The following is an 11,499-nucleotide window of genomic DNA, read 5'->3' on the forward strand; positions in this document are numbered from 1 at the left end:
GTACATACCACGACCAAACGGCGTCAACAAGCAATCTTCTTTGGATAATTTGACTTGCAAGATCTTTATCGAACGAAAACAGAGTGCAAAAAAACTCGAAAATTGTGCTTTACATCAATGCGTGGCAATTTCCCTCGAAGAAAACAGCGTCATACACTATGCAGAAAGTACAAAATACACAAAAGAAACATCCGTGCACGAAGTTAATTATTGAAACGAATTAAGGGGAAAAAAGGTGACGATAGTCTGGTGAAGAGAAGTGAATAAATTAATAGAGGCGAGCCTGATCTGCGGCACTTACGGGAAATGACTGTGGCTGCTTCGTTCCCGACCTGACCAGATTGGTCACGCCGCAATGCGCAGGGGCCCGCCAAGTGACATTATATCCCATTGTTATAGCGCATTGCCAGTTATTCGTAGTTGAAATCAAAACTGCCGTCGCGACTATCTGCGCGAACTCACAAACCTAACTCTTGCCAAATACCGTCAATGCGTTTTTTCACTTCGGGAGACATCTGAATTGTAGTCCCCCACTCCCGTGTGGTTTCGCCCGGCCACTTATTGGTCGCATCCAAACCCATCTTACTACCCAATCCACTGACCGGCGATGCAAAATCCAAATAGTCGATCGGCGTATTGTCTACCATTGTCGTGTCACGAATCGGATCAACTCGTGTAGTAATAGCCCAAATGACTTCTTTCCAATCCCGGATATTGACATCTTCATCCACCACGATGATAAATTTGGTGTACATGAATTGACGCAAGAAACTCCAGACCCCAAACATCACTCGCTTGGCGTGCCCCGCATACGACTTTTTCATCTGCACCACTGCCATGCGATAACTACACCCTTCTGGGGGCAAGTAAAAATCGGTAATTTCTGGAAACTGTTTTTGTAAAAGTGGAATAAAGACTTCGTTTAGAGCAACGCCTAAAATCGCAGGCTCGTCTGGCGGTTTGCCAGTGTAAGTGGAATGGTAGATAGGATTATGACGCATGGTGATTCTGTCTATCGTAAATACAGGGAAACTATCCTGCTCATTGTAATAGCCAGTGTGATCGCCATACGGCCCCTCTAACGCGTGCTCGTAACCACTCGGATGAGATTCATCTGGGTAAATATGTCCCTCCAACACAATTTCGGCTGAGGCTGGCACACGTAACTCACTTCCAATAGCTTTTACCAATTCCGTCCGACTACCACGCAACAATCCGGCGAATTGATACTCAGACAGACTATCCGGAACAGGCGTTACCGCCCCCAATATTGTCGCGGGGTCAGCCCCTAGTGCCACCGCAATCGGATAAGGTTGACCTTTATTTACCAATGTATGTTCTCGAAAATCTAATGCTCCACCCCGATGCGCAAGCCAACGCATAATCACTTTGTTTCGACTTAAGACCTGCTGGCGATAAATTCCCAAATTTTGACGCTTTTTATGTGGCCCCTTCGTGATCACTAAACCCCACGTAATCAGTGGCGCTACATCGCCAGGCCAACAATGCTGAATTGGCAGACGGGCCAGATCCACATCATTCTCTTCCCATACAATTTCCTGACACGGCGCGCTCCGCAATTCTTTTGGCGCCATATCCCAGACCGCTTTCACTAAGGATCCCAAACCAAGAATATCTTTAAAGCCTTTTGGCGGCTCTGGCTCTTTCAATGTAGAGAGAACATGGCCAATTTTTCGCAGCTCACTAATGTCGCTCGCACCCATGCCCATTGCAACTCTCTTAGGCGTTCCAAACAAATTACCCAACACGGGTATTGAATGCCCAGTGGGATTCACAAATAGCAAAGCAGGGCCCTCTGCACGCAGGGTACGATCACATATTTCGGTCATTTCCAGATTCGGAGAGACCGACGTAACTATCTGTTTTAATTCATTTTGTTGCTGCAATTGGGAAATAAAATCCCTCAAGTCGGAATATTTCATCTATTTTTACGATTTCAAATGGTCAACAATTTTACTTAAAATTCAGCGGCAAGTAGTTGATTTTATTAGGTTTTGCTGCATTGCAACACAAAAAGTAAGACTTAAAAGTAATTAAGAATTGAATCTATAGTATTGACTCGATATAAATGCCCCCCTACAATTCGCCCAACTTAAAAAACCACTGAATTGATTTACAGTAATATTTCAGGGTTCGATTCAAATTCTTAGTTGATTCAGAATTTGAAATATTAAAGTTTGGGAATCGGGTTCCCTCCAAAACCTAAGGACAACAAATCTCCTTATGTCAATCTAGGCGAAAGCCTCAACCCGAATTTCGTTATTCATTCTTTTCTGCCATGCCATAGCAAGACCGAAAAGAATGAGGAACTCCGGCGTCTTAGTATCATTTTTTCGATACCAAGATGATGTTTCTGATTCGCAGATGGCATGCAAACTCATTCACCGACTTTGCCTGCGTGACACTTCTCGAAATTTCAGGAGGTTGTATGCTTCAAAATTTGATTCTAACAGCTCGTTCGCCGAGCAAGTGCTTATCTGCAGAAAAAGAGATGGCACGCTTAATTGCTAGCAAAACTAAAGTCAGCACATTGACCACAGTTCTACACATGACATCTGGTATAGGCCTGTTAGCTTTACTGGTTCTCGCCAGCATGTTCGTCAACCCAGGGCTAGCCGATAAATTCCGCGCACTTTCCCCTTTTGCGGCAGACACAGCAAGTAATACAGAGGGCAAGGCAGCGGAGCCTGATTTGTCTTCACTGATGGCAACGCCACAATTAATCGCCAATGTCAGCGATGAAAGCGAAGCGCACGTAGAAACTGCTGTCAACAACAGTTATAAGAATCTGCTTGGCAATCAACGCCAACAGCAGCTTGTCACTAATTGGCTGGCAAAACGCTATCGCGTCGCTGATGAGGCAATCAATATGCTGGTATCGGCAACATATTTGACTGCCAAAGAAACGAAACTGGATCCTTTGCTTATCTTATCTGTGATTGCGATTGAATCGCGCTTCAATCCATTTTCCGAAAGTCCAGTAGGAGCACAAGGCTTGATGCAAGTCATGTCGAAAGTTCATCACGACAAATTTGCTGAGTTAGGTGGCATCAAAGCAGCGCTTAATCCTGTTGCCAATATCAAAGTTGGCGCGATGATCTTAAAGGAATATGTTGCTAGCACTGGGTCCATTGAGGCTGGCCTGAAACGCTATGTTGGCGCTGCAGAGAACGAGACCGATGGAGGCTACGGTGGCTTGGTGATGGCTGAATATAAGCGTTTAAAAGACGTCGCAGCTGGAAAAACCGTCTCCATTTTTTCTACTACTGCAAAACCAACAATGATTTCACGTCCGCAAGAAACAGTGAATGAGAAACGTAGTGAAGAAATTACTCAGCATTCCTCAATCAAAGCAGAACAATTAGCTGGCATTTAAGATCGACAGCTTTCGGATGACGGATCAAGCTGCTTCACTTTACTGACAAAATTCACGGACGAAAAAGAGCATTCAATGAACGTAGAAATACGAATTTATTGAATGCTTTTTTTGCATTTCACGTACGTTAAATGGCTAAATGCATGTCAGTCTGCATTGGACTCGGCTCGAGCATCAAAACCAAAGTCATATTCTTTGGCGACTTTCATCACAGCATCTCTAAAATCATGCATCAACTCTGAGCGGATACCGCCCCCCGGATAGGCCAATACGTATTCATAACTAATATTGCCAGCAAATGGGCGCACGACAACACCATTTGCCTTCCAAATTTTGGCAGCAAAAGGCTCCACGATAGATAAACCTAGGCCATTTGCCACCATTGCATACCGAGTATGTGAAGTGTGTGTTTTCACGACATTTCTTGGAACACTTCCAGCCGCTGCGAGACTCTTTCGCTCTTTTTCATAGTTTTGCGAAATAATCGGCACCCACCCGATCATGTCCTCTCCATCCAGATCGTTAGGATAAATTAATTCCCTAGAGCTCAGGCGATGCCCTTCAGGCATAGCGCACATCACATTCACTTTTAAGATTTTTTCTATTTCAACCCCAGCAAATGCTGGAAAATCCAGGGCAATTGCCATATCCACTTTCATATCTTGCAGGCGTACCAGAATTTCCGGTCCATTGCACGTATCAACAGTCACTGGCACATCAGGGTGATATTTAAAAAATTCTTTTAAGACCAAAGGCATCAATGTTGTAGAGAGTACGAACAAGCACGCCACGGAAATGCCCTCTGGTGCATCGTTACGGATATTACTTGCGACCTGCGTTAAACGCTCCAATCCAAGAAAATTCTCTTCAACCGCGCGGTAAAAACGCACTCCAGCCGTGGTTGGCTCCAGTCGTCCTTTTGATCGATTAAAAAGCCGAAAACCGAGAGAGTCCTCTAAGTCGGAAACCAGACGGCTAATCGCTGGCTGTGTAATATTCATTTTTCTGGCGGCGCCAATGCTAGTCCCAGCGACCATAAGGCAACGAAACGCCTCAATTTGTCTAAATTTCATCATAGTTTACTATTTTTTAAGTTAAAATAATTTTTGCACAACATCCAAGCCATAACAAAATAACATAGAGTATGTGAATTTGTGACTAGACATGATATGCATTTTTTGAAATACTCAATAAAGATACAAATAAGAGGCATCAAGTCCGACATGTATTCAAAACAAAAATAACGTAATAAATAAACATTCAAAAGAAGCTTTCACTTTCTGAAGACAAGGTCTACTTCAATGCACCAGAAAGCCTGTAAATCATCTTTTGAAACGCCTTGGGGGAGAGCGAAATGTTGGCATGCGGCACAGTTAAGCTGTTTGGTATGGACGAAAAGTTAGATCTAACGACAGGATTGAGACGTTCAAAATTAACACACCTCTATCTCGGCGATATTGAAGCAGAATCGCGCTTTGAATGCTTGGCATTTGCTGGTGCGGCCGGTACGTCCAACTTCGTCGGACTTGAGTATTTAACGGGGAGAATCGGCGATCGCGTCGGTGGCTTTATCTTACAGCACATAGGTTCGATGAAGTCAGGCCAGTCTATCAGTACCTTAAATGTTATTTATGGTTCCGGAACCGGAGATTTCACCGGCATTAAGGGGCACGGACGCACTACATGGAGCACTAAAGGGAACGATGCCTCGCAAGTGTTATTGGAATACAGCTTTGAGTAATCTGGCACAAAAAAAGCCCCGTCTCACACGCTGAGCCGGGGCTTTTTAACCAATCAATAGGTGTTTGAATTCTGGTTGAGAAATCAAAACTCTTTAAAACGAAATCTTAAGCAATACAACGAAGCATTTAAGGCCTATTTTTTCGCATCGACCTCTGCAGTGCGCAAACGTGTCGCGAGCTTATCAAGAACGCCATTCACATATTTATGACCATCTTGACCGCCGAATGACTTTGTCAATTCGACAGCCTCATTAATAATTACGCGATATGGGATTTCGATGTGATTTTTCAGTTCATACGCACCGATTAACAATGCTGCATGTTCAATCGGCGACAACTCGGCAATTCCACGGTCAATAAATGGCGAAAATGCTTCGCGCAATTCTATAGATTGGTTAATCGCGCCATGCAACAATGCGTCAAAGTGCTCTCTATCCGCTTTATCAAAGCCATGTGCTTCGCGAATATGCGCATCAATCACACCAGAATCTTCATTATTCAAAAGCCATTGATAGATGCCTTGCAAAGCGAATTCACGAGCACGATGGCGCGGTGAACGGCTTTTGCTTGGATTTGCGTGTTGGGTACTTGATGTCATTCTGTTTCCTATCTTTTCTTTCTGACTTTGCAGATTAATCTGCAGGTTCTGCTCATTCTCTATTGATCTATCTTTGCAACTAAATATGATTAGTGAATAATTTACTCGTCGTCATAATCAATGTCCTCTGTCGCTTCAGCCAACTCTTCTAGGGCCAATGCTAAATTGGCCATTTCTACTGCAACACGCGCCGCGTCCGCACCTTTTTCTTGCATACGGACTTCTGCTTGCTCGTCATTTTCTGTCGTCAAAATAGCGTTTGCTATAGGAATTCCTGCATCAAGTCCAACGCGTGTAATGCCAGCACCCGATTCATTTGAAACCAATTCAAAATGATATGTTTCGCCACGAATCACCGCACCTAAAGCGATCAGTGCATCGAACTGGTTAGTGGCAGCCATTTTCTGCAGAGCCAAAGGAACTTCTAACGCACCCGGAACAGTCACATGAAGAATGTCTTCATTCATTACACCCAAATTCTTTAATTCTTGCAAACATGCATCCAACAAACCAGCACCAATATTTTCATTAAAGCGCGCTTGCACGATACCGACACGCACACCTGCTCCATCTAAATTTGATTCGTAGTGTCCAACTGTCATTTTATTTCCCTTCAGGTCGACTCGACCACATACATTTCTAATAGATTATTTTGAAAGCACCACAACTATTTGCAATGACTATCAATCCTCTGGGCAATCCAAGTACCCTGTAACTTCCAAATTAAAGCCCGTCATAGAAGGCATTTTTCGCGGATTTGCCAATAAACGCATGCGTCCAACACCAACGTCTCTGAGGATCTGAGCACCAATGCCATAGGTCCTTAAATCCATACGTGCAGCACGGCCTTGTGGACGTTTTTCAGGCGTATCTAAAGCATTAAATTGCGCAAACAATTGCTCGGCTGTCTCTTCGCAATTCAACAAAACCATAACGCCATTATCTGATGCTTTGATCGCCGCTAAAGCATTTGCAATATTCCAGGAGTGCGTTGAGACCTGGCTTTCCAATAGATCCAAAATAGAAACTGGCTGATGCACCCGCACCAACGCTTCTTGGTCTGCACTAACGCTACCATGCACTAATGCCAAATGTGCTGAATTACTTGGTAAATCTCGATAGACAATTGCCTTGAACATGCCGTGAACAGTATTCATCTCACGCTCAGCTACACGTTGAACCATACTCTCATTTTGACTGCGATAACGAATTAAGTCGGCTATTGTCCCAATCTTTAAACCATGCGTTACCCCAAACTCGAGGAGATCTGGCAAACGCGCCATGGTACCGTCATCTTTCATGATTTCACAAATCACAGAAGATGGATTTAATCCAGCTAACTCCGCAAAATCACATCCGGCCTCTGTATGACCTGCACGCATCAACACACCACCTTTTTGTGCCTTCAAAGGGAAGATATGGCCGGGTTGCACAATATCGTCCGCAGTCATCTTCGGATCCACGGCAACCTGAATAGTGCGTGCGCGGTCTGCTGCAGAAATGCCGGTTGTTACTCCTTCAGCAGCTTCAATCGACACAGTAAAATTAGTACCATATGCAGTGCCATTCCGACTCGACATCATCGGCAAATTAAGTTGAGCGCAACGCTCTTCCGTCAGTGTCAGGCAAATTAATCCACGACCATATTTAGCCATAAAATTTATTGCTTCAGGTGTGACGAATTCAGCCGCCAAAACTAAATCCCCTTCATTCTCTCTATCTTCCTCATCGACCAAAATCACCATGCGACCAGCGCGTAATTCTTCAACGATTTCTTGGGTATTCGATAGTTTCATGGTTTTTCCCTGCGTCAATAGCAGCTATTTAGCCAGCTATTCACTATATTTTTAACGTAGCCCTCTATTCTAAAGTATTTAGCTGAACTTGCAGGCGCGTGATGTCAGCTTTAAGGCATTAATAACATCAAATTGGGCTTTTTTCTGGTGAAAAATGAGTAAACTCTAGATTTATTTAAATATTGATCAATTTCATGATTTATTCTATCAATATTCACTCTAGGATAAGCACCTGCATATAAACGACATTTTCATCTCGAACAAATCAAAAATGCCGCATATAAGATTTCTTAATGCGGCATTTTTTTGCTTAGCAAACAAAAACTAAAATCTTAGATTAATGACCGTGCCCCTCACCATAAGTTTCGACATTTACAGGCATATTGCCACCATTTTTACCTTCAAAGAATAAAGGCTTTCTGGCTTTACTGCGTGCACCAACTTCATTCATGGTATTTACATCATATAGACGACCGTTAATCATCACTTGAGCGATCTGATCCGACTGACGGATATCCTTCAAAACATCACCGCTAATAATGACCATGTCAGCTAACTTACCCACTTCTAGCGAACCGATATCTTTGTCCATTCCCAAATAGCGTGCGCCGTTCATCGTCGCCGCTCGAATCGCTTCCAATGAGCTCATACCACCGCGAGCTAAAGTCCACATTTCCCAATGTGCCCCCAAGCCTTCGCGCTGCCCATGCGCGCCCATATTGACAGGAATACCTACGCGTTGCAGCTCAGTCGCGGTACGAGCAACATTAAATACATTAAAGTCTTCTTCTGGTGCAGTCTCACGACGCACACTACGAGGCTCTAATACGGAACGCGGAACATAACGCGATAAGATCGGGTGCTTCCAGACATCGGTACGGGCATACCAATAATGCTCGCCATCTAGACCGCCATAACCAACAATCAAAGTCGGCGTATAACCAACCTGAGTCTGTGACCACAACTGTTTTACGTCATCATAGGCATTTGCAACCGGGATCGAATGCTCTACTCCGGTATGACCGTCGATCACCATCGTCATATTGTGCTGGAACAGCGAGCCGCCCTCGGGCACCACCATCATGCCGGTTTGACGAGCAGCCTCCAGAATTTGTTGTCGTTGTTCGCGGCGCGGCTGGTTATAACTCTTTACTGATATGGCTCCGGCTGCTTTAAGGCGCTTCATATGAGTTAACGCATCATCCAGGCTATTCACGACAGCACTGAAATTGGCTTTCGCCCCATATAAAATCGTACCAGTTGAAAATATTCTAGGTGCAACAACATTACCCGCCTTCTGCATCTCACTATGTGTGAAGATTTCAGAAGTGTTATTCGATGGATCATGAATTGTGGTGACACCAAACGCCAAGGACGCAAAATCGACCCAGCTTTGTTGCGGGATAATTTGGCCTTCACCCATTCCACCGTGCCAATGCACATCGACCAAGCCTGGAATGATGGTTTTACCGGTTGCATCTATTTGTGTTGCGCCAGCTGGAATCGCTACACTATTTACACTACCAACGGCCAAGATGCGATTGTCTTTTACCACCACCCGCGCATTCTCAATGACTTCGTCACCTTTCATAGTGACTACACGAGCGCCAGAAATTACCGTCACGCCACTCGGTTTATCTGCATTTGCACGGAATCCAATTTTCATGCCGCTTTCAATTGGTTTCGCAACTTCTTTTGCTGCGCCTGGAACAAAATTGAAAGCATCCGTCAGGGAACTTGTAAACAACTCGTCACCCAAGGAAAAGTGCAGCTTCAGGCTATCACCAGACCAATGCAAATAATCTCCGGCATTCACATCTAATTGCTTAACCGGCAAAGCATCTGCTTTCGCACCCACACTAATCGCTTTACCAGCTAAGGGCATAGGCATTACATAGGCATGAAAACGCTCACTAAATGCGAGCCATTTACCGTCGGGAGAAATTGAAAATGCCGAAACGAAATCACCTTTCGCAACAGCGACGTCCTCCGTTTTATCTAATGCAACGCGAAACAAGGAAGTCGTCCATTCAACCTCGCCCGCGTATTTTGTGCGAGTCAAATAAACCGCATCATTCTCACTTGAAAATTGCGGTGCATTTCCGTCGTCTGCGATTTTACGAGGCAATGACTTGCCATCCGCAGCAACTGCGAAAACACCGGTCTCTAATCCATGCCAAGGTGTAGTTAAATAGCCGCCACGCGCTTTCACAAAAACAACTTGTTTTCCATCGGGCGAAATGCTGACGTCGGAATATTTACCGGGCTCTTTAGTCAATAGACTTTCTTGACCAGTACGCAGATTTAAAATACGTACACTGCCTAATTTATTGTCGTCCCAAGTCGTAAATACAACGGATAATCCATCTCGAGAAAACCGTGGGAAATACTCAAAATGATCGGTTTGTTTAGTCAAGCGACGTGGCGTACCATTCGGCAAATCACGGATATACAGATGCCCCATCGCAGAATAAATGACTTTATCTCCACTTGGCGCCACATTAACCCAACGTAATTGTTTTACATCGAATTGATCGCTACCAACAGCTGTTTCGAAACGGACTGCTGGTCTAATTTCACGCGTATCTTGAATATGAAATGGAATCTCTTTAGCCGATTGAGCAAACGGATCTACCCGCCATATTTTGCCCTGTGCCCACACTACGATCTGTTTCGCGTCAGGCATCCATGAGAAAGCAGGGTATACGCCGTGTATCGCCCATGCTTCCTGCATATCACGTTCCAAATGGCCCCAAGCTGAAAACTCCTCACCAGTCTTCAAATCCTTCAAGAACAAGGTTGATTGATTGCGCACTCGACGCACGAAAGCCAAATATTTGCCATCAGGCGAAGGCGTGGGACGAACCGCGCCACCCGCTCCACTTACGAATGAAATAGTTTTTCCATCACGTAAATCTTTTCTAAAAATTTGATAAATCTGACCGTTTGAATCTTTGTTATATTCGAACGCGGTGCCGCTTGTCGTATCTTGTGAATAGTAAACGTAGCGTCCATCTGGTGAAAATGCTGGTTCACCCAAGTCTTTTTGCCAATTTGGTTTCTCATTAATCTGAACACCAGAACCACCGCTAGAGTGAAACATCCAAATTTCACCTGACCCCAAAGAGCGTGTACCTGAATAATGTTTGCGGGCGGCGATAAATTCGCCATTTGGATGCCACACGGGATTATTCAACAAACGAAAATCTTCTTTTGTGACCGCATGAGGATTACTACCGTCGACATTCATTACCCAAATATTATCGCCACCACCAGCATCTGACATATAAGCGATTTGTTTGCCATCAGGCGAAAACCGCGCCTGCATCTCCCAAGCCATGCTATGTGTCAATGCTTTCGCTTCGCCACCAGCTATCGGCATGAGATACAAATCACCAAGTACATCAAAAATAATTTGCTTACCATCAGGGCTCACATCGACGCTCATCCAAGTGCCGGTTTTAATATCTAATTTTGCCGTTTTACTTTCACCTGGCGGACTATTCACATCCCATTTTTTCTTAGGTGCATCCGCTGCACTTACCAACGCAGATATTGCCAACAAGGATGCAACAATCATATTACGACTAATATTTTGCACGAAACTCTCCCAAAAATATTCTCAAGATGAAAACCGACTATGCATTTCAAATGCCATTTTCATCCATTTTTATTGACTTAGACTTACTGATAACTATGACAAAAACATTGGGGGCTTGGTTCAAATATATCCACTAAAATATAGAAAAACTGCACGAGCCTAAAACCTCAAAGATAAATTATGAGGTGAGTTCGAGAAAAGTTTAATGTGCAATAAGGGGAGATTTTTGCCGAAAGCCAAAAGCAAAAGCCCCTGATTCACTGGGAATCAGGGGCTATGCGGAATAAAAGCCTGACGATGACCTACTTTCACACTGGTTGCAGCACTATCATCGGCGCAAAGTCGTTTCACGGTCCTGTTCGGGA

The 11,499-nt window shown here is 44.3% G+C and carries 8 protein-coding genes and 1 other RNA gene; 2 read left to right on the plus strand and 7 right to left on the minus strand.

Going from position 1 to position 11,499, the window contains the following annotated elements:
• Positions 1-273: 273 nt before the first annotated feature.
• Together ffs and ubiD are read right to left on the minus strand one after the other, a co-directional pair.
• Positions 274-372, minus strand: an RNA gene (gene ffs / locus ACO0KW_RS06825) — signal recognition particle sRNA small type.
• An 86-nt stretch (positions 373-458) separates the two neighbouring features.
• Entirely contained in the window at positions 459-1,943 is a 1,485-nt protein-coding gene (gene ubiD / locus ACO0KW_RS06830) for a 4-hydroxy-3-polyprenylbenzoate decarboxylase (RefSeq protein WP_423051887.1), read from the minus strand.
• 569 nt (positions 1,944-2,512) lie between these two features.
• On the opposite strand from ubiD, the gene ACO0KW_RS06835 reads away from it, so the two are divergent.
• Positions 2,513-3,397, plus strand: coding sequence for a transglycosylase SLT domain-containing protein (locus ACO0KW_RS06835; RefSeq protein WP_423051889.1), 885 nt, complete (start codon positions 2,513-2,515; stop codon positions 3,395-3,397).
• A gap of 146 nt (positions 3,398-3,543) precedes the next feature.
• Here ACO0KW_RS06835 and ACO0KW_RS06840 read toward each other — a convergent pair whose 3' ends face one another.
• On the minus strand, positions 3,544-4,473 hold the full coding sequence (locus tag ACO0KW_RS06840; RefSeq protein ID WP_423051891.1) for a LysR substrate-binding domain-containing protein: 930 nt from the start codon (positions 4,471-4,473) through the stop codon (positions 3,544-3,546).
• 263 nt (positions 4,474-4,736) lie between these two features.
• Between ACO0KW_RS06840 and ACO0KW_RS06845 the strand changes: the two genes are divergently transcribed.
• Positions 4,737-5,138, plus strand: coding sequence for a DUF3224 domain-containing protein (locus ACO0KW_RS06845; protein ID WP_423051892.1), 402 nt, complete (start codon positions 4,737-4,739; stop codon positions 5,136-5,138).
• A gap of 134 nt (positions 5,139-5,272) precedes the next feature.
• Here ACO0KW_RS06845 and nusB read toward each other — a convergent pair whose 3' ends face one another.
• The 4 genes from nusB to ACO0KW_RS06865 all read right to left on the minus strand — a co-directional run bounded on the left by nusB (position 5,273) and on the right by ACO0KW_RS06865 (position 11,134).
• On the minus strand, positions 5,273-5,737 hold the full coding sequence (gene nusB / locus ACO0KW_RS06850) for a transcription antitermination factor NusB (RefSeq protein WP_423051893.1): 465 nt from the start codon (positions 5,735-5,737) through the stop codon (positions 5,273-5,275).
• Between the two features lie 101 nt (positions 5,738-5,838).
• Complete coding sequence (gene ribH, locus ACO0KW_RS06855) at positions 5,839-6,339, minus strand: 6,7-dimethyl-8-ribityllumazine synthase (RefSeq protein WP_423051895.1); 501 nt, start codon at positions 6,337-6,339, stop codon at positions 5,839-5,841.
• Between the two features lie 81 nt (positions 6,340-6,420).
• Positions 6,421-7,533, minus strand: coding sequence for a bifunctional 3,4-dihydroxy-2-butanone-4-phosphate synthase/GTP cyclohydrolase II (gene ribBA / locus ACO0KW_RS06860; RefSeq protein ID WP_423051897.1), 1,113 nt, complete (start codon positions 7,531-7,533; stop codon positions 6,421-6,423).
• 337 nt (positions 7,534-7,870) lie between these two features.
• Positions 7,871-11,134, minus strand: a complete 3,264-nt coding sequence (locus ACO0KW_RS06865; protein WP_423051899.1) for an amidohydrolase family protein — start codon at positions 11,132-11,134, stop codon at positions 7,871-7,873.
• Positions 11,135-11,499: the final 365 nt, after the last annotated feature.

The organism is Undibacterium sp. Ji22W (assembly GCF_049340305.1).
Classification (GTDB): domain Bacteria; phylum Pseudomonadota; class Gammaproteobacteria; order Burkholderiales; family Burkholderiaceae_D; genus Undibacterium.